This window comes from Streptococcus cristatus, assembly GCF_003944225.1.
In the GTDB taxonomy this organism is placed as follows: Bacteria; Bacillota; Bacilli; order Lactobacillales; family Streptococcaceae; genus Streptococcus; species Streptococcus cristatus_K.
The window spans coordinates 48,506-67,530 of sequence record NZ_RJPN01000003.1 but is presented as its reverse complement, the minus strand read 5'-3'; the positions used below and the strand labels follow the sequence as shown (position 1 = coordinate 67,530).

The 19,025-nt window shown below is 40.3% G+C and carries 22 protein-coding genes; 11 read left to right on the top strand and 11 right to left on the bottom strand.

What is annotated here, in order from left to right:
- Positions 1-52: 52 nt before the first annotated feature.
- Complete coding sequence (locus D8797_RS04760; RefSeq protein WP_125379466.1) at positions 53-1,723, bottom strand: formate--tetrahydrofolate ligase; 1,671 nt, start codon at positions 1,721-1,723, stop codon at positions 53-55.
- Between the two features lie 207 nt (positions 1,724-1,930).
- Between D8797_RS04760 and D8797_RS04755 the strand changes: the two genes are divergently transcribed.
- The 5 genes from D8797_RS04755 to D8797_RS04735 all read left to right on the top strand — a co-directional run bounded on the left by D8797_RS04755 (position 1,931) and on the right by D8797_RS04735 (position 6,095).
- On the top strand, positions 1,931-2,623 hold the full coding sequence (locus tag D8797_RS04755; RefSeq protein ID WP_125379465.1) for a phosphopantothenate--cysteine ligase: 693 nt from the start codon (positions 1,931-1,933) through the stop codon (positions 2,621-2,623).
- Positions 2,620-3,171, top strand: coding sequence for a phosphopantothenoylcysteine decarboxylase (gene coaC / locus D8797_RS04750; protein ID WP_125379464.1), 552 nt, complete (start codon positions 2,620-2,622; stop codon positions 3,169-3,171). Before D8797_RS04755 ends, coaC begins: the two co-directional genes overlap by 4 nt.
- On the top strand, positions 3,155-3,718 hold the full coding sequence (locus D8797_RS04745; RefSeq protein WP_125379463.1) for an ECF transporter S component: 564 nt from the start codon (positions 3,155-3,157) through the stop codon (positions 3,716-3,718). Before coaC ends, D8797_RS04745 begins: the two co-directional genes overlap by 17 nt.
- A 194-nt stretch (positions 3,719-3,912) precedes the next feature.
- Complete coding sequence (locus D8797_RS04740) at positions 3,913-5,631, top strand: phospho-sugar mutase (RefSeq protein ID WP_125379462.1); 1,719 nt, start codon at positions 3,913-3,915, stop codon at positions 5,629-5,631.
- 116 nt (positions 5,632-5,747) lie between these two features.
- Entirely contained in the window at positions 5,748-6,095 is a 348-nt protein-coding gene (locus tag D8797_RS04735; RefSeq protein WP_062005312.1) for a DUF6568 family protein, read from the top strand.
- Between the two features lie 107 nt (positions 6,096-6,202).
- Here the strand turns inward: D8797_RS04735 and D8797_RS04730 are convergent, their stop codons facing one another.
- Genes D8797_RS04730 through yjbM form a run of 6 tightly spaced genes read right to left on the bottom strand, consistent with a single transcriptional unit; the run spans position 6,203 to position 11,462 of the window.
- Entirely contained in the window at positions 6,203-6,829 is a 627-nt protein-coding gene (locus D8797_RS04730; protein ID WP_125379461.1) for a DUF4014 domain-containing protein, read from the bottom strand.
- Positions 6,830-6,885: 56 nt separating this feature from the next.
- Positions 6,886-8,049 carry an A/G-specific adenine glycosylase gene (gene mutY / locus D8797_RS04725; protein ID WP_125379460.1) on the bottom strand — a complete coding sequence of 388 codons (1,164 nt, stop codon included), beginning with the start codon at positions 8,047-8,049 and terminating at the stop codon, positions 6,886-6,888.
- A 56-nt stretch (positions 8,050-8,105) separates the two neighbouring features.
- Positions 8,106-9,080: a phosphate acetyltransferase gene (pta, locus tag D8797_RS04720; protein WP_125379459.1), complete on the bottom strand. Its 975-nt coding sequence runs from the start codon at positions 9,078-9,080 to the stop codon at positions 8,106-8,108.
- An 18-nt stretch (positions 9,081-9,098) separates the two neighbouring features.
- Positions 9,099-9,992, bottom strand: coding sequence for an RluA family pseudouridine synthase (locus D8797_RS04715; protein ID WP_125379458.1), 894 nt, complete (start codon positions 9,990-9,992; stop codon positions 9,099-9,101).
- On the bottom strand, positions 9,989-10,807 hold the full coding sequence (locus D8797_RS04710) for an NAD kinase (protein WP_005590379.1): 819 nt from the start codon (positions 10,805-10,807) through the stop codon (positions 9,989-9,991). The genes D8797_RS04715 and D8797_RS04710 overlap by 4 nt, the downstream gene beginning before the upstream one ends.
- Positions 10,791-11,462 carry a GTP diphosphokinase gene (gene yjbM / locus D8797_RS04705; RefSeq protein ID WP_125379457.1) on the bottom strand — a complete coding sequence of 224 codons (672 nt, stop codon included), beginning with the start codon at positions 11,460-11,462 and terminating at the stop codon, positions 10,791-10,793. Before yjbM ends, D8797_RS04710 begins: the two co-directional genes overlap by 17 nt.
- Before the next feature lie 95 nt (positions 11,463-11,557).
- On the opposite strand from yjbM, the gene D8797_RS04700 reads away from it, so the two are divergent.
- The 6 genes from D8797_RS04700 (at position 11,558) to D8797_RS04675 (ending at position 16,124) form a co-directional block, all read left to right on the top strand.
- Positions 11,558-12,118, top strand: a complete 561-nt coding sequence (locus tag D8797_RS04700) for a CYTH domain-containing protein (RefSeq protein ID WP_125379456.1) — start codon at positions 11,558-11,560, stop codon at positions 12,116-12,118.
- Positions 12,119-12,196: 78 nt separating this feature from the next.
- Positions 12,197-13,153 (top strand): ribose-phosphate diphosphokinase, encoded by a 957-nt coding sequence (locus tag D8797_RS04695; RefSeq protein ID WP_125379455.1) that lies wholly within the window; start codon positions 12,197-12,199, stop codon positions 13,151-13,153.
- Positions 13,154-13,164: 11 nt separating this feature from the next.
- A complete protein-coding gene (locus D8797_RS04690; RefSeq protein ID WP_125379454.1) occupies positions 13,165-14,277 on the top strand; it encodes a cysteine desulfurase family protein in 1,113 nt (370 codons plus the stop codon).
- 1 nt (position 14,278) lies between these two features.
- Positions 14,279-14,626, top strand: coding sequence for a DUF1831 domain-containing protein (locus D8797_RS04685; protein ID WP_125371928.1), 348 nt, complete (start codon positions 14,279-14,281; stop codon positions 14,624-14,626).
- 133 nt (positions 14,627-14,759) lie between these two features.
- Positions 14,760-15,407 carry a redox-sensing transcriptional repressor Rex gene (locus D8797_RS04680; RefSeq protein ID WP_125379453.1) on the top strand — a complete coding sequence of 216 codons (648 nt, stop codon included), beginning with the start codon at positions 14,760-14,762 and terminating at the stop codon, positions 15,405-15,407.
- Between the two features lie 24 nt (positions 15,408-15,431).
- Positions 15,432-16,124, top strand: coding sequence for a gamma-glutamyl-gamma-aminobutyrate hydrolase family protein (locus tag D8797_RS04675; protein WP_045497467.1), 693 nt, complete (start codon positions 15,432-15,434; stop codon positions 16,122-16,124).
- On the opposite strand, the gene radC is transcribed toward D8797_RS04675, so the two are convergent.
- The 4 genes from radC to D8797_RS04655 all read right to left on the bottom strand — a co-directional run bounded on the left by radC (position 16,121) and on the right by D8797_RS04655 (position 18,893).
- Positions 16,121-16,804, bottom strand: a complete 684-nt coding sequence (gene radC / locus D8797_RS04670) for a RadC family protein (RefSeq protein ID WP_062005327.1) — start codon at positions 16,802-16,804, stop codon at positions 16,121-16,123. The two genes, D8797_RS04675 and radC, sit on opposite strands and share 4 nt — an antisense overlap.
- Positions 16,805-16,936: 132 nt before the next feature.
- Positions 16,937-17,251 (bottom strand): hypothetical protein, encoded by a 315-nt coding sequence (locus D8797_RS04665; RefSeq protein WP_015605011.1) that lies wholly within the window; start codon positions 17,249-17,251, stop codon positions 16,937-16,939.
- 17 nt (positions 17,252-17,268) lie between these two features.
- Complete coding sequence (locus D8797_RS04660; protein ID WP_125379452.1) at positions 17,269-17,682, bottom strand: hypothetical protein; 414 nt, start codon at positions 17,680-17,682, stop codon at positions 17,269-17,271.
- Positions 17,664-18,893, bottom strand: coding sequence for a lipase (locus D8797_RS04655; protein ID WP_260471208.1), 1,230 nt, complete (start codon positions 18,891-18,893; stop codon positions 17,664-17,666). The genes D8797_RS04660 and D8797_RS04655 overlap by 19 nt, the downstream gene beginning before the upstream one ends.
- Positions 18,894-19,025: the final 132 nt, after the last annotated feature.

Sequence of the window (19,025 nt, the reverse complement as noted above, 5' to 3'; positions counted from 1 at the left end):
AAGAGAGGCCCAGCGCTATTTAGCCCAACCTCTTCTTATATCTTAAATTCAATTAGAACAAACCAATCGCTGTACCATCGGCTGCCACATCCATATTGAGTGCTGCAGGACGTTTTGGTAGACCTGGCATGGTCATGACATCTCCTGTCAAAGCCACGATAAAGCCTGCCCCAAGTTTTGGTACCAATTCACGAATGGTAATTTCAAAGTTTTCTGGCGCGCCCAAAGCAGCAGGATTATCTGAGAAGCTATACTGTGTTTTGGCCATACAGATTGGCAGCTTGTCCCAGCCATTCTTGACAATTTCTCGAATCTGAGTTTGCGCTTTTTTCTCAAAGTTTACTTTTGAACCGCGATAGATTTCAGTGACAATTTTCTCGATCTTCTCTTCGATAGTTGAGTCATTACCATAAAGACGAGTGTAGTGTGCTGGTTTTTCGTCAATAGTTTTGACAACAGTTTCAGCCAGAGCCACACCGCCTTCAGCGCCATCAGCCCAGACACTAGCCAGCTCAACAGGTACCCCGATTTCTGCACAGAGTTCCTTGAGTGTAGCAATTTCAGCTTCCGTGTCAGAGACAAATTCATTGATGGCTACGACTGCTGGAATACCGAACTTACGGATATTTTCAACGTGGCGTTTAAGGTTAGCAAAACCTGCACGAACTGCTTCTACATTTTCTTCTGTAAGTGCATCCTTAGCAACGCCACCATTCATCTTAAGAGCACGAAGTGTTGCGACAATTACCACTGCATCTGGAGAAGTTGGTAAGTTTGGAGTCTTGATATCGAGGAATTTCTCAGCGCCAAGGTCTGCACCGAAGCCAGCTTCAGTCACCGTATAATCAGCCAAGCGCAACGCTGTACTAGTCGCCAAGACCGAGTTACAGCCATGGGCGATATTGGCAAACGGTCCGCCGTGGACAAAGGCTGGTGTCCCGTAAATAGTCTGTACCAGATTTGGCTTAATCGCATCTTTCAAGACCAGAGCCAGAGCCCCTTCTACTTCAAGATCACGAACGTAGACTGGTGTGCGGTCATAGCGATAACCGATGACAATATTTGCCAAGCGCTTTTTCAAATCTTCAATATCCGTAGCTAAGCAAAGAATCGCCATAATTTCAGAAGCCACCGTGATATCAAAGCCATCTTCTCGCGGAATACCATTGACTGGACTTCCCAATCCAATCGTCACATGGCGCAAAGCTCGGTCATTCAGGTCAACCACCCGTTTCCAGATAATGCGACGCTGATCGATTCCCAACTCATTTCCTTGATGCAGATGATTGTCGATAAGAGCAGACAGAGCATTATTAGCAGTCGTAATGGCGTGCATGTCACCAGTAAAATGCAAGTTGATGTCTTCCATCGGTAGAACCTGCGCGTGACCGCCACCAGCTGCTCCTCCTTTGATCCCCATCACTGGTCCCAAGGACGGTTCGCGAATGGCAATCATCGTTTTCTTACCAATTTTGTTGAGTGCATCAGCCAGTCCAATGGTAATGGTAGACTTACCTTCTCCAGCTGGAGTTGGATTGATTGCCGTCACCAAAATCAGCTTGCCGACAGGATTTTTCGCTACCTCACGAATTTTGTCAAAACTGAGCTTGGCCTTGTACTTTCCGTACAGCTCCAAATCGTCATAATCAATGCCAATCTTTTTTACTACATCCACAATAGGCTGTAATTCAACACTCTGAGCAATTTCGATATCTGTTTTCATTAAGGAACTCCTCTAATTTGATAAAACTATTATAACAAATATGATGCAAAACTGCACATTTAAACTCCAATAGCAACATAATGTTCGGTAATTACTTCAATTTTTTTCATATAATACATCTTCCTTAGTGAAAAAATAAGTTTGACTAAATTGAACCTTAAGTTAATTTTATTTTACTAAATTCATTTTTTCTTGTAGAATAAGGCTATGAACATATTGATTACTTCTGGCGGAACGAGTGAAAAAATCGACCAAGTTCGCTCTATCACCAATCATTCGACAGGCCAACTCGGAAAAATGATAGCTGAGCATTGTTTGACCAATGGTGCCTACGTGACGCTGCTAACCACGGCGAAGGCTGTTAAACCTGCACCGCATGACAACCTAACGATTAAGATTATCGAAGATACGGAGCAGCTCCTGATAGCCATGGAAGAGCTGGTACCAGCTCATGATGTGCTTATTCATTCAATGGCTGTTTCTGACTATAAACCAGTGTATATGGCAGGATTTGAGGAGGTTCTTGCCAGTTCAGATTTGGCAGAATTTCTGGAAAAAAGTAATTCTGAAAGTAAGATTTCGTCTGCTGATGACTATCAGGTACTTTTCCTCAAGAAAAATCCTAAAATCATCAGCAAGGTCAAGGAATGGAATCCCAATATTCGATTGATTGGCTTCAAGCTCTTGGTTGGCGTTTCTAAAGAAGAGTTGCTGGCTGCTGCTAGAGCTAGCCTTGAAAAAAATCAGGCCGAATTAATTGTAGCCAACGATTTGACTGAAATTTCTAGCGGGCAACACCACGCCTATCTCCTAGGAGCAGTCACTATCACAGAAGCTTTCTCCAAGGCAGAAATTGCTGAACAATTGTTAAGCCATATCCAGAAAGGAGACAGTTCATGATCCATGTTACTCTCGCTGTCACGGGCAGTATTTCGGCCTATAAAGCAGCAGATATTACGAGCCAGCTGGGTAAGCTAAGCTACAGTGTGTCTGTTCTCATGACGGAAGCTGCCAGTCACTTTATCACCCCGCTGACCTTACAGGTTTTATCAAAGAATCCTGTTTCCCTTGACCTTATGGACGAGCCGAGGCCAGACAAGGTCAACCATATTGAAATCGGCAAAGAAACAAATCTTTTCTTAGTCGCTCCTGCTACAGCCAATACCATCGCCAAACTGGCTAATGGTCTGGCAGACAATATGGTAACCGCTACAGCTCTTGCTCTCCCATCTCATGTCAAAAAAGCCATCGCGCCAGCCATGAATACCAAGATGTATGAAAATCCACTAACTCAGCACAATTTGGAAAGATTAAAAAAATTTGGCTGGGAGATTATTGAACCACGTGAAGCTATTCTAGCTTGCGGAGACCATGGAGCTGGCGCTCTAGCTGATGTCAATATTATTATAGAAAAAGTAAAGGAAATTATAAATGAGAAAACAATCTAGTATCGCGCAAATTGCTATCTTTTTTGCTATTATGTTAGTGCTCCATCTGCTGAGCTCTGTTATTTTCAACCTACTACCGGTTCCGATTAAACCGACCATTATTCATATTCCAGTCATTATTGCTAGCATTATCTATGGGCCGCGAATTGGAGCTGTTCTTGGCGCTCTGATGGGGGTAATCAGTGTGGTGACCAACACCGTTGTCCTGCTACCAACTAGCTACCTCTTCAGTCCTTTTGTAGAAAACGGTAGTATCAATTCATTGATAATTGCTATGGTTCCACGTATTCTAATTGGAATCACTCCGTATTTTGTCTACAAATGGATGAAAACTAAGCCAGGTTTAGTTTTAGCTGGTGCCGTAGGCTCAATGACCAACACCATCTTCGTTCTTGGAGGAATTTTCATTCTATTTTCATCTGTTTACAATGGAGATATCAAAGCCATGCTTGCATTGATTTTTTCAGCTAATGCAATCTCAGAAATGATTATTTCTGCTATCCTTACAGTTGCAATCGTTCCAGCACTTGAAAAACTTAAAAAATAATCACCTAGCGTGATTATTTTTTTGATCCAAGCATGTTCATTTTTTCAAAGTATTTCACTATTTTTTAGGTCGGTACTTTCAAAAAATATGAAAATATGTTACAATGAAAGCGATTGAACAAACAAGGAAATCTTGTGCCCTTTCTTAAAAACACACAGTGATTTTCTATCTTAAATATAAAGGAGACTCTACCTATGACCTATCAAGATAACTTCCAAAAATGGCTTGATTTTGCTGAACTTCCTGATTATCTTCGGAAAGATTTAGAAGGTATGGACGAAAAAACTAAGGAAGATGCCTTTTATACAAACCTTGAATTCGGTACTGCTGGTATGCGTGGTTTAATTGGCGCTGGTACCAACCGTATTAATATTTATGTTGTCCGTCAGGCAACGGAAGGTTTGGCTCGTTTGATTGACGAAAAAGGAGATGAGTTCAAAAAACGTGGTGTAGCAATCGCCTACGACTCTCGCCACTTCTCACCAGAGTTTGCTTTTGAATCTGCTGCTGTTTTGGCTAAGCACGGCATCAAGTCTTATGTCTTTGAAAGCCTGCGCCCAACTCCAGAACTTTCATTTGCGGTACGTCACTTAGGAACTTTTGCTGGTATTATGATTACAGCCAGCCACAACCCTGCTCCATTTAACGGCTACAAGGTCTATGGTGAAGATGGCGGACAAATGCCTCCACATGATGCAGATGCATTGACCGACTATATCCGTGCGATTGAAAATCCTTTTGCTATTGAAGTTGCTGATGTTGAAGCTGAAAAAGCTTCTGGCTTGATTGAAGTGATCGGTGAAGCTGTCGATGTTGAATACCTCAAAGAAGTCAAAGATGTTAACATCAACCCAACCTTGATTGAAGAATTTGGTAAAGACATGAAGATTGTCTACACACCACTTCATGGTACGGGTGAAATGTTGGCTCGTCGTGCTCTTGCTCAAGCAGGATTTGATTCTGTTCAAGTTGTTGAAGCGCAAGCAACTCCAGACCCTGACTTTTCTACTGTTAAGTCTCCAAACCCAGAAAGCCAAGCAGCCTTTGCCCTTGCTGAAGAACTTGGTCGTCAAGTTGGTGCAGATGTTCTTGTCGCAACTGACCCTGACGCTGACCGTGTTGGTGTGGAAGTGCTTCAAAAAGATGGTAGCTACCTCAACCTTTCAGGTAACCAAATCGGTGCTATCATGGCTAAATACATCTTGGAAGCCCATAAAAATGCTGGAACTCTTCCTGAAAATGCAGCTCTCTGCAAATCCATCGTATCAACTGACTTGGTAACGAAGATTGCTGAAAGCTACGGCGCAACCATGTTCAATGTTTTGACTGGTTTCAAATTTATCGCTGAAAAGATTCAAGAATTCGAAGAAAAACACAATCACACTTACATGATGGGATTTGAAGAAAGCTTCGGTTACTTGATTAAACCATTCGTACGTGATAAAGACGCTATCCAAGCCGTTCTTGTCGTTGCTGAGCTTGCTGCTTACTATCGTTCTCGTGGTTTGACATTAGCTGACGGTATCGAAGAAATCTACAAAGAGTATGGTTACTACGCAGAAAAGACTATCTCTGTAACCTTGTCTGGTGTTGACGGTGCTGAGCAAATCAAGGCTATCATGGCTAAGTTCCGTAACAATGCTCCAAAAGAATGGAACGCAACAGCTATTACTGTCGTAGAAGACTTTAAGGCTCAAACTGCTACTGCTGCAGATGGTACTGTTACAAACTTGACAACTCCTCCAAGCGACGTCTTGAAATACACACTTGCGGATGGTTCATGGATCGCTGTTCGTCCTTCTGGTACTGAACCAAAAATCAAGTTCTACATTGCCGTTGTCGGCGATAGCAATGAGGATTCTCAAGCAAAAATTGCTGCTATTGAAGCAGAAATTAACGCCTTTATCAAATAAAATAATCTTATTAACCAGAGAATAAAGTTCAGATTCTCTGGTTTTTCGTTTCCAAATCATGCATTTTTCTACTTTTTATGGCATACTAGTTTTATCAAAAGAAATGAGGATTATTTATGGAACAATTTGCTCAAAATATTAAAGACCTAGAAGTCACAACTGTTGACCGAGCTCGTCAAGCGATTGCTGACAAAGAGACAGCAACTTTCTTCGTTGGTCGCAAAACTTGCCCTTACTGCCGTAAATTCGCTGCTACTCTTGCAGGCGTTGTCGCTGATACCAAGGCGCATATTTTCTTTATCAATAGCGAAGAAGCTAGCGAATTAGAGAAACTGCAAGCCTTCCGCTCTGAATACAGCATTCCGACGGTCCCTGGTTTTGTTCATGTTCAAGACGGCCAAGTATCTGTTCGTTGTGATTCTTCTATGACTGCAGATGAAATTAAAGCTTTTGCTGGGATTTAATCACAAGTCTCCATCTAAAGGGTAGTTTATTTGTCTCACGCCTTACAAAACGAGAAGGACTATAAGCTATTTTAAAAACAAAAAAGACAAACTATATTGTTTGTCTTTTATTTTTCTTTCAAAGTATATATCGGAAAGCCGTGTTCTACTATTTCATCATCTAGTTTAAAATAATTTTTAAACCAATGTTTATATTTTTTAAATAAAGCTTCAATACAGAGATACAGGATGATTAGTGAAAAAATAAATAGAAAAGCGTGCCAATCTTGAAATTTCGAGGAACTTTCAATAAACATAGCCCAGTATACACATGAGAAGAGCAAAAGAACTCCTAAAATTAAATTCACATATAAGATATAGCTCACTAAGAAGAGAAATTGATGTTTCTTCGATCTTTTACTGTAATAGACTTTATAGTTTTCGGTATGTCTTTCGAAGACAGGCAAGTGAAAGGAATAACGTCCGCTCCCGAACTCAACTAACTCAGGTAAGGCATGATAGCCACACCAATGGAAGCATTTATAGATGAACTCGCGAGTCAAAAAATAAATATTTAAGCCTATAAAAATTGGAATAATGACGAAATCAGGTTTCACCGTTGGAGAAAATACCCACTGAAAATAAAGAAGGCAATGTAAGAGATTCAAAGCGCCTAATATAAAATAAATGACACCAGCAAGTTTGCTACGACGTCCAATAAAAGTTTTATCTGGAGGACTAGAGGTATGGGACATATTTTAGTGATTTCCTATTCTTCGTAAATTTAATCGAGTACAACAGACTATTGACCTTAGTTTCCATCTTTTACGTTCCTAAAAGCCTCCCACATCTTCTGCTGGGGCTTGGCAAAGGGGTACTTCTCAAATTCCTCTGGATGTAGCCACAAGACCTCTCCGTCTGCTGCATGCCGACTATCTTTGACTCGTCCATAAGCTAGCTGGATATGCCACTTGCAATGGCTGAAGACATGTTGCACCTTTGGGAAAGACTGCTGCTGCCAATCGACAGTCAAATCATAATCCTGCTCAAAACTTTCTTGAGGAGACAGATCCAGACTAGGCTGATTTTCAGCCACCTCAAAGAGAGACATCTGATTATCTGATTGAAATTCCTCGACTTCAATCAAGGGAAAATGCCAAAAACCAGATAACAAGCCAGCAGCCTCATTTTTTTCAAGCAAGAATTGTCCTTGCTCATTTTCGATAATCAAGCCTTGAAGATAGACCGGAACAGGCTTCTTTTTAGGCGCTTTAATAGGATATTTATCCATAGTTCCATGTAAATAGGCTGCACTGAACTCCTTTACAGGACTGTCTTCTGGATGGGGATTAACAGGAGCTTCAATATCCGATCCCAAATCCATCAACGCCTGATTGAAATCACCAGGTCTGTCTGGATCAATCAAAATCTCCATCATAGCCTGAAAGACCTTGCGATTGCTTGGTTGGCCAATATCTAAATCCACTTCGAATAATCGACTCAGCACCCGCATGACATTGCCGTCTACCGCAGGCTCAGCTAGACCAAAGGCAATACTAGCAATGGCACCAGCCGTATAAGGTCCAATCCCTTTGAGGCTAGCAATTCCTTCATAGCTATCAGGAAATTTTCCAGCAAAATCCGTCATTATCTGCTGGGCTGCTTTTTGCATATTTCGCACCCGCGAATAATAGCCCAAACCTTCCCAAGCTTTGAGCAGTCTCTCCTCTGGCACTTGAGCTAAGTCGGCAACAGTTGGAAACCAGTCAAGAAAACGCTCATAGTAAGGAATCACCGTATCCACACGTGTTTGCTGCAACATAATCTCAGAAACCCAGATATGATAAGGATTGTTTGTTCGGCGCCAAGGCAAATCACGTTTATGTTCATCATACCAAGTCAATAATTTCTTGCGAAAAGAGGCAATCTTCTCCTCTTCCCACATTTCAATTCCAAATTTTTTTAAATCTAACATTTTTCTCATACTTAAACAGACTAAAAAAGATGAATCACTCATCTTTTTTAGTTATTTTATTGGTCAACACTTTGTGCAGCTGTAATCAGTGTTAAGTTATAAACGTCATCTGAATTACATCCGCGTGAAAGGTCGTTTACTGGCTTATTCAATCCTTGAAGAACTGGACCGACAGCTGAGAACCCACCTAAACGCTCTGCCATTTTATAGCCGATATTTCCAGCTTCAATACTTGGGAAGACAAAGACAGTCGCTTTACCTGCAACCTTACTTCCTGGAGCTTTCAAGGCTGCTGTGCTTGGTACAAAGGCAGCGTCAAATTGCAATTCCCCGTCAACTTCTAAGTCTGGGCGTAAGTCATGGACCAACTTAGTCGCTTGAACCACTTTATCAACGCTTTCTCCAAAGCCAGAACCTTTAGTTGAATAGCTCAGCATAGCAATCTTAGGATCAATGCCAAACATTTTAGCTGTCACAGCTGAGTTAATCGCGATTTCCGCCAAGGCTTCTGAGTCAGGATTGATATTAATGGCACAGTCGCTGAAAAGATACCGTTCTGAACCACGCACCATGAGGAAGGCACCTGAAGTTCTTGTTACATTTGGACGTGTTTTAATGATTTGCAAGGCTGGACGCACTGTAGCAGCTGTAGAGTGGATAGAGCCGGAAACCATACCATCTACGATACCGAGATAGACTAGCATCACCCCAAAATAGTTAACGTCTGTTTTTAAAAGCTCAAGAGCTTCTTCTTCACTGACTTTGCCCTTACGACGTTCCACAAGAGCAGCTACCATTTCTTCCATTCTGTCATAGTTTTTAGGATCTATGATTTCATATCCGTCCATAATGTTTTCGATTTCCAAGTAAATACGGATCTTATCTGGATTTCCCAAAAGAACTGGTGTAACTTCTGATTCTTTTACTATGCGTTTAACCGCTTGAAGAATACGTGGTTCTTGTCCTTCTGGCAATACAATACGAACATTTTTACCAACAACTGAGTCTCTTAGACTTTCAAAAACTTCCATGAGTTTCTCCTTTAAAAATTAATTATTTTTTGTTAACGATGTAATGGTGTTTTGGAAATCAATCGGCAACTGGGATTCCAATTGGAGCTGCTTTTCCAAAAATGGATTATAAAAAGATAAAGAGTGGCAATGCAAGGCCTGACGCGTAATTCCCGCTTCCAATGTCCCGCCATAAAGATCATCTCCGAGGAGCGGAAATCCAAGATGGGCAAAGTGCACACGAATTTGATGGGTTCGTCCAGTGTGCAAGCGAATATCTACCAGATAGATATCGCCAAACTGCTCCACAACCTTGTAGCTGGTATGGGCATACTTGCCATCCTTTGTCACACATCTAGTAATAATGCTGTCAGGATCGCGCCCGATTGGCGCAATTATATCTCCTTCCAGTTTAAGCTCACCGCTCCCCTGAACAAGCGCGTAATAGCGCTTTTCAATCATTTTTTTCTGCAGTTGCTTATCCAGTCTTGCATGAGCATAGCCATGTTTTGCAAAGAGCATGAGTCCACTGGTATCGCGATCTAATCTCGTTACAATGTGAACCTGCTGATTTTCATAATCTTGCCGAATATAGTAAGCCTTAACAAAGTTTGCCATCGTATTCGAATGGTTGACACTAGGAATACTAGCTACTCCGGCAGGTTTATCTAAAACTAGAAAGTGCTCATCTTCATACAAGATCGACAAATCACGATCCACAGCTTCTAGGCTTTCAAATCCTTTCTCAGAAGGGATATCTACTGTCACCTTATCGCCAATACCCAGCAAATAAATGGCATTTTGAGATTGACCATTGACAAGAATATTGCCACCTGCAAACTTCACTTTGGCCAAAAGGGCTTTTGAAATTTCATGCTTTTTCAAAAAAGTTTTGACTTTGACATGCTCATCCGCAATAAATTCAAATCTCATTCTTGGCACTCCTCGATAAAGGAGTCTCTCACGCGATTCCAAAAGCTGGTATGGCTAGGTGAAGCTACAAAGTTAATCTTATGATTATCGATTTGGTACTCAATACGGACAATATTTTTATAAGAAAATGTTTGATTATCAACCGCTATGGTATAGTAGTCATTACGAGTCGGTAGGAGCTCAATCTTATCTTTTTTAGGAACAATAACTGAGGAACCTAAAGTACGATACACACGATTGTTGAGGCTAGCAATCTCTGTCACTTGCAAGGCTTCAATCGTTGGATGTAGAACAGCTCCTCCTAACGATTTATTGTAGGCTGTGCTTCCAGTAGGCGTTGAGACAGAAATCCCATCGCCTCTAAAACGCTCAAAATGGACATTATTGATGACCACATCAACTACCATGGTTCTGTCGGAGCGTTTAATCGTTGCTTCATTGAGCGCGCGAATCGTCCGCGTTTCTCCATTTTCAAAGGTTAGCTTGACATTCAAAATCGGATAAGATACCTTGGCACCTGTGTCCAATTTTAAATTTTCCACTAATTTATCGATTTCGAAGTCTCGGTAATCTGTATAAAAACCCAAATGTCCGGTATGGACACCGACAAAGCGCACCTTATCCAGCTGCTCTTCATATTTGTGAAAGGCTGATAGCAGCATCCCATCACCACCGACAGAAATCACGATATCTGGATTTTTGGGTGTCAGGATAAAGCCTGCTTTCCGCAATTTTTGCATCAGAGTTTGAAATACTTCCTCACTCTGCCTTTTGCGATTGCGGATTATCGCTATTTTTTTACCTGTATTCTTCATCTGTATCGTCACTATTTCCAACACCGTCATTTAGCTTGCGGTGCAGAGGATCAAAGAGTGCTTGTGCTTCTTGGATGGCGTCGCGAATGGCTCCCATCTCTTCATCTAGCTGATAGGCTAGATTGGCTGTTATCTCCAAGCGCCGTTTGATTTCCTCTGGAAATTCTCCTTTATACTTATAGTTTAAAGAGTGCTCAATCGTTGCCCAAAAGTTCATGGACAAGGTACGAATCTGAATTTCTGCCAAGATAACTTTATTTCCATTAATCGTATCTACTGGATATTCAATAATGGCATGGTAGCTACGGTAACCACTATCTTTTTTGTTTTTGATGTAATCACGCTCATGAACGATACGCATATCTGTCCGATTTCGCAAAACTTCTAAAACTTCATCCACATCGTCTACAAATTGAACCATAACACGCAAACCAGCAATATCCTGCATCTCTTGGGCTAAGTTTTCCTCAGTTATCCCCCGAAGTTCCATTTTTTCCTTGATGCTTTCAATATGTTTTACGCGACCGGTTACAAACTCGATCGGTGAATGGCGTTGCTGTTTGCGATACTGTTTGCGAATGCCACGAAGCTTGATTTTCAACTCACCAACCGCCTGAATATATGGATCCAGAAAATCTTCCCAATCTATTGTCATATACATACCTTGTCATCTATTCGTTTTTTGTATAAAATAAACACAGTTGTTATTATAACATAAAATCGCTTTCAGATAAAGAAAAGGATTTAAAAATGAACCATTTAGAAATTGAATACAAAACAATGCTAACAGAAGACGAACATAAACGACTTCTGACCTTCTTTGATCATATCCAGCCAATTTTCCAAGTCAACTATTATATTGATTCGGCTGACTTTGCTCTTCGTGAAGCTCGTATGGCTCTGCGAGTCCGAACCACTCCTGACGCTGCTGAGTTTACTCTAAAAATTCCTCAAAAACTTGGAAATTTCGAGTATAACCAATCCTTGTCAAAAGATGAATTTAAGGAAATTACAGAAAATTTGCAATTCCCTCAGGGAGAAATCCTAGACAAACTCCAAGAGAAAAAAATCCCAATTGACAAACTAACAATACTCGGAACCCTTGAAAATATTCGATACGAAAAACAAGATGCAATCGGCCTTTTTGCCTTAGACGAAAGCCGTTACTTTGGCAAAAAAGATTTCGAATTAGAGTTAGAAATCAATGATATCGAAGAAGGGGAAGAGAAATTCAAAGACTTTTTAAACGAAAATCAAATCCAATACAAGCCTGGTAAAAGTAAGATTGCCAGATTTGCCGAAAACTTGTAAAAATGCTGAAATAATCTCATTTTTTTGGTAAAATAATATTTATAAATCTAAAGAGACAAAAAGAGGATGGTCATTCTAATGTCAGACAAAAAAAATATGAAGCTTTTCTCCCTCAATTCTAATCACTCAATCGCTGAGAAGATTGCTGAAGCTGCTGGCGTACCTTTAGGCAAGCTGTCTTCCCGCCAATTTTCTGATGGTGAGATTCAGATTAACATTGAGGAGAGTGTTCGTGGCTATGATATCTATATCATCCAGTCTACCAGCTTCCCAGTCAATAATCACTTGATGGAGTTATTGATTATGGTTGATGCCTGTAAACGAGCAAGTGCCAATACCGTAACTGTAGTTATGCCTTATTTTGGTTATGCTCGCCAAGATCGGACAGCCGCTCCTCGCGAGCCAATCACTGCAAAACTCGTGGCCAACATGCTTGTTGGGGCTGGCGTAGACAGAGTCATCTCACTTGACCTTCACGCTGTCCAAGTACAAGGCTTCTTTGATATTCCTGTCGATAATCTCTTCACCATTCCATTGTTTGCTGAGCATTATTGCAATATGGGATTAACTGGCGAGGATGTTGTCGTCGTTAGCCCGAAAAATTCTGGCGTGAAACGCGCTCGTAGCTTGGCAGAATATCTCGACGCTCCAATCGCCATCATCGACTATGGTGAAGATGAAGCAGGACGCTCTGAAGGCTATATCATCGGTGAAGTTGAAGGTAAAAAAGCTATTTTGATTGACGATATCTTAAATACCGGCCGTACCTTCTCAGAAGCTGCTAAAATCGTTGAACGTGAGGGAGCTGTCGAAATCTATGCTGTCTCAAGTCATGGTTTATTTGCAGATGAAGCTGCCAACTTACTAGACAGTGTTCCTATCCGAGAAATCTTAGTGACTGACTCTGTTGATACTAAAGAAAAGACTCCGAAGAATGTTCACTATATCACAGCCAGCGAGTTGATTGGTGATGCTATCGTGCGTATTCAAGAAAGAAAACCAGTCAGCCCACTTTTTGCTTTTCAAAAGAAATAAGGGATAAATTTGTGATTTATTTAGATAATGCTGCTACGACTGCCTTATCGCCTGCTGCGATTGAGTCCATGACTCAGGCAATGACAGTCTTCGGTAATCCATCCAGTACCCACAGCCACGGTCGAGAAGCTAAAAAACTGCTCCGACAAGCTCGCGAAGATATTGCTAAAGTTCTACACACACAGAGTAAAAATATACTCTTTACATCAGGTGCTACTGAAAGTAATAACACTGCAATCAAGGGATATGCCCTACGCCATCAGAATCAAGGCAAGCATATTATCACTACGGCCATTGAACACCATGCTGTTTTAGAGCCTGTTGAATACTTGGTGGAGCACTTTGGCTTTGAAGCGACTATCATTCAGCCAGTGGATGGCCAAATCCGAACTGAAGATATCAAGAATGCTCTCAGACCAGATACTATCCTTGTCTCAGTCATGGCTGTCAACAATGAAACAGGCTATATTTTGCCGATTCAAGAAATTGGTGAATTGCTAAAAGATCATCCTGCTGCTTTTCACGTTGATGCAGTCCAAGCCGTCGGCAAGCTCCCCATCTATCCTGAAGAATGGGGAATCAATTTCCTGAGTGCATCAGCTCATAAATTCCACGGTCCAAAAGGGGTTGGATTTCTCTATGCTGACCAGATGGATTTTGATAATTTCATGCATGGCGGCGATCAAGAAAACAAGCATCGAGCGGGTACAGAAAACCTCGTTTCCATTGTCGGAATGGCAACTGCCCTTTCTGAAAGTGTTGCCCATTTAGAGGAAAATCTTGAGCATGCCCAGCAGTTAAAAGATACTTTACTGGACAACCTAACGGATATAGACTACTACCTAAACGAAAGTCAGCCTAGCCTGCCTTATGTTGTCAATATTGGATTTCCAAACCAAAAGAATGATCTTATCTTGCTTCAAATGGATCTTAATGGCTTTTCAATCTCGACTGGCTCTGCTTGTACAGCTGGTGCTGTTCAGCCCAGTCATGTCCTTCAAGCCTTATATGGCCCAAACTCTGAGCGCCTAAAAGAATCCATTCGTATCAGTGTATCAGACCAAACTAGCATCCAAGAAATCAAACTATTCAGTCAAAAACTAAAAGAAATACTAGGAGGATAAGATGGCTTTTCAAACATCTGTTAGCTTAGCAAACTGCGACTTCACCTACTCACTCCATCCAAATGTTAAGAAATTTACCTTACGGGACAATACATTTGCTGAAACAAAAGTTGGTAATTACGAGCTTTCTCGTTTACTCGAAGCTGTTCCCAATAGTGGCGATGGATTCTTGCTTAAAATTATCATCAATAAAGATCTAAGCGGAGTTAAAATCAATATTACGGACAAGTCTGGTTTAAGATTAGTTAATATCTTCAAATCAGAAAAACACCATATTATTCAGCAAAAATTCTATTTCTTGATGGATAGTTTAGTTGAAAGAGACATTTTTGAAAAAACACCCCAATAAGCGAAATTCTAAGAATTTTGCTTATTTCTATTATTTTATCTATCTTTATTAGTATAATAATATTTTGTTCATCAAATTAGTTGATTTTTTCACAAGCTTTCTATAGAATAGAAGATAGAAAGGTCGTGATTTTGTGAAAACTGAAAAAAGCAATTCTATTCCACGTGCTACTGCTAAACGGCTCTCCCTCTACTACCGGATTTTCAAACGATTTAACGCGGAAAATATTGAAAAGGCCAATTCAAAACAAATCGCAGAGGCGATTGGAATCGACTCTGCGACTGTTCGGCGTGACTTTTCTTACTTCGGTGAGTTAGGTCGTAGAGGTTTTGGCTACGATGTCAAGAAACTAATGAATTTCTTTGCCAATCTTCTCAACGACAACTCGATTACAAATGTCATGATTGTTGGTGTCGGAAATATGGGCCGTGCTCTTTTACACTACCGCTTTCATGAACGGAATAAAATGAAGATTGTAATGGCCTTTGATACAGATGATTATTCTGACGTCGGGACCACCACAAATGATGGAATTCCTATTTATGGAATTTCTCAAATTAAAGAAAAGGTCCAGGAAGGAAACGTAAAGACAGCCATTCTGACAGTGCCGAGCGTTAAGGCACAAGAAGTCGCATCCATCTTGGTTGATGCTGGTATCAAGGGAATTCTTTGCTTCTCCCCAGTACACCTATCTGTCCCCAAAGATGTGGTTGTACAATATGTGGACCTAACCAGCGAACTCCAAACCTTACTCTACTTTATGAGAAAAGATGATGAGTAAGGTAAGAAAGGAAACAGGCACTTTATGAAAAAACCGATTATCGGTATAACAGGAAACCAAAGGGATATTCCCAACGATCAATTTATCCATATCAGTTATACTTCAACTGGCTTTATCGAGGGAGTCAATAAAGTTGGAGGAATTCCAATTATCTTGCCAATTGGTGATGAAGCCTTAGCTCACACCTATATCACTATGATTGATAAACTGATCCTTACCGGTGGACAAAATGTCCATCCTCATTTCTACGGCGAGGAACAGACTATCGAAAGCGATGATTATCTGCTTCAAAGGGATCTATTTGAACTAGCTCTCATCCGAGAAGCGCGGAAGCAAAACAAACCTATTTTTGGTGTCTGTCGTGGTACTCAGCTTTACAATGTTGCTATGGGTGGCACACTTCACCAAGACATCGAGAATCACTGGCAAGATAGCACTGCTCAATACACTACACAGACTATGGTCACTAAAAACGGCTCCATCCTCCATGAATTATACGGACCTACTTGCCAAATCAACTCATTCCATCACCAAAGTATCAAGGATCTAGCGAAAAATCTAGAAGTTATAGCCTACGATCCTCGGGATAAGGTCATTGAGGCTGTTACCTCAACTGATGGGAGTCCATTTCTTGGTGTGCAGTGGCATCCAGAATTTCTATTTCCCACAAGAACGGGGGATTTAGCCTTGTTTGATTATGTGGTTCACAAACTTTAGATCAAATCCGTTTTTTCACGATAGCTATAATAATTATTTTTTGAAACGATTAAATGATCTAAAAGAACCAACCCCATTAGTTCACAAGCTTCTCTCATGTGTTTGGTGACCTCATCGTCATTCTTACTTGGTAAAGTCACTCCAGAAGGATGATTGTGTACAAGTATAATAGATGTCGCCAAATGTTTGAGCGCATAATGCAAAATCTCGCGCGGCTCAGCCATACTTCTAGTTACCGTTCCTACAAAGATTGTCTGCTGATGGATGATCTGGTTTTGACTGTTGAGATAAATAGCAACCAAACATTCCTGCTTTTTATCTCCCAATTCGACCTGCATTTTGCGAGCTAGTTTTTGACTTCCAAGAATTTGCTCCCTCTCCAGCACTTCAGCCTTATTGATACGGCATCCGAGCTCAATAATGGCCTGCAACTCAACAGCCTTCACAGGACCAATTCCTGAAATTGTCTGCAATTCTTGCAAAGTCAGATATTTTAAATCATTCAAACTAGAAATCGATGATAATATCCTTTGAGAAACTTGAAAAACAGTTTCTTTTTTGCTGCCTGTTCGCAAAAATATAGATAGCAATTCCTGATTACTAAGTTTATCCGCTCCTTCTCTTATCAGCCGTTCACGCGGCATCATACTTATGTCATCCTGCAATGAAATACGATACATATCAACCTCCTTACTTATTAATTCGATATTAAGTAAAAAAAGAACCTAAATAAATGAACTACACCCCAAAGGTTAGACACAAAATCTATCGATTAGGCGAGTTTATTTATTTAGGCTATTTATTATTAATTGCTAAATCTTATCATATTTGTTGCTTGCTGTTGTAACAGCCTCTCTAACGGATGTAGACCATTGTCCCTTGATGGCACTATCTAAAGTATCATTAATCCCCTTGATAGCCAACTTTCCTTCCTTTGCAACTTTACTAATCGCTTCCTTAGATTTGGTCTTAATACCATCACTTTTACTAAGAATATGTGGAGCATAAACGTTTGTTATCAAAGATTTTTCAATCTGTTTTTGAATAGCAAGCAGACGAGTTCCTAAATCATCGAAATTTCCTACAGTAAATACACCTGTAATATCCTCAGTTAATGTTGTTGCCATTTTAGTATCACTTCCTTTTACTCTCTAGTTTTATTATTGTCATCTGCGGCTATTCTCCTACGTAGATAAGCCTCCTCTAACTTATCATCTAGATATCGTCTTTCTCGTCGGAAATTATCACTCTCTTTTAAAGATTCTAATTCCAATATTTTTTGGGCCTGCATCAAGGCATCTTCCGATAACATTTGGTAAGATTCCATCTCTCTATTAAGAATCCTATAAAAATCTTGATCCGCATCAGTAGATTTCAAATAATGCAAAGTTTCTTCGTACTTTTCATCAAGAATATTTTGTATGGCACGACGCGCAGTTTGAAAATAATCATTTCTTTCCTCAAATTCTTGCAACTTTTCTCGATGCCGATCTTCCAATTCTTCTAATTCTTTAGTTTTCTTTTCGACTTCACGTTGTGCTACTTCAAATTTCTCCATTGATTGAATTCCCCTGCTAAAGCTATGTCTTCTTCGAGTTTTTTGTTTATACCAGCTGCAATTTTATCTTTTAATTTAGTCATTTCGTCTAATATTTGACTCGCTTTGTTGAGCTTATTTTGTAGAGAGATTTCTACATTTCCGACAACACTATCATGCGTGACACCACCAGCTGCAAAAGCCGATCTAATTTCATCAGGACTGAGACTACTGATCATAAACGGAGACTTGGTCGTTTCAAATAAAGACTCAACTTCTTCTACTCCTCTTTGTTTCTCAATCTTAATCTGATCCAAAACTTGCTGAGCAGCATTAACAAGAGCATTTGCACCAATGGTAGCCTGCTCACTGTCTAAAAAAATTTGTTCGTTGCTATTTAGGCCGCCTCCGCTTTCTGTGAGTAAGCTTTTCATGCCATAATACCGCAACATTCTCGTTTTTGTTTCTAGGATGAGGGCATTCGCATTTCCTTTTGCAGTATTGGTCACAACATTGCCATTTTCATCAATGAGTTGACCTCTATTATTAAATCTCCAAGTATTATAACTATGATATTTATCCCCCAGACTATAGATCTTATCTGCCTTTTCTTTCCAAGAAAGTTTATCATCCTGTAAAATTCGTAAAGATTCATCAACAAAACTAGCATCTGTCATATTGACATAAATGGCAACGCCTGTTTTATTCCCCAAAATGTTCCCCAAAAACATATCATTTGGATTTCTAAAGTTACGAAATTGCTCTGGATGCGCCTGCATATAGGCTATTTCTTCTTCCGAAACAATATTATGAATATCTGGACCATTAAAGCCAACATTATTCCATCCCATTTTTAAGGCAGTATAAAGTGCCATAGACTCTCCCAAAGAATGACCATTCTTTGTTATAATGGCATTGGGATTTTCTTTACGAACCTTTTTCTCTACTCGCTGGGCAAACTCTAATGCTGTTTTTGACTGAACATCTACAATGTTTTCGACAACTTCCTTTTTAACACTATCGTTAAAATGTCCTTCTAGAATGCCTTTGCCCATCCCTGAAATTGAGGGGAGACCTGTTATCATTTTATCCGTAAAACCCATACCTAGATTTTCAATGTCATTCAGGACATCTTTTTTGTCTCCAAAATTGGTTCCAACATAAGAAACCACTACCTGACTGTGGTCTACGTTCCCTTGATTATCAACAGGAGCAACAGCCATTGCTTGCATGCTGTTTTCCGTTGGTTCAGCAGAGTTTCCAATAGCATCAATGACTTGGAATTGACGGCCGTTTATATCAATAGGATCTCCAATTTTTATTTGCTGTTCACTTTTATATTATTCTGGATAAAATTTATACAC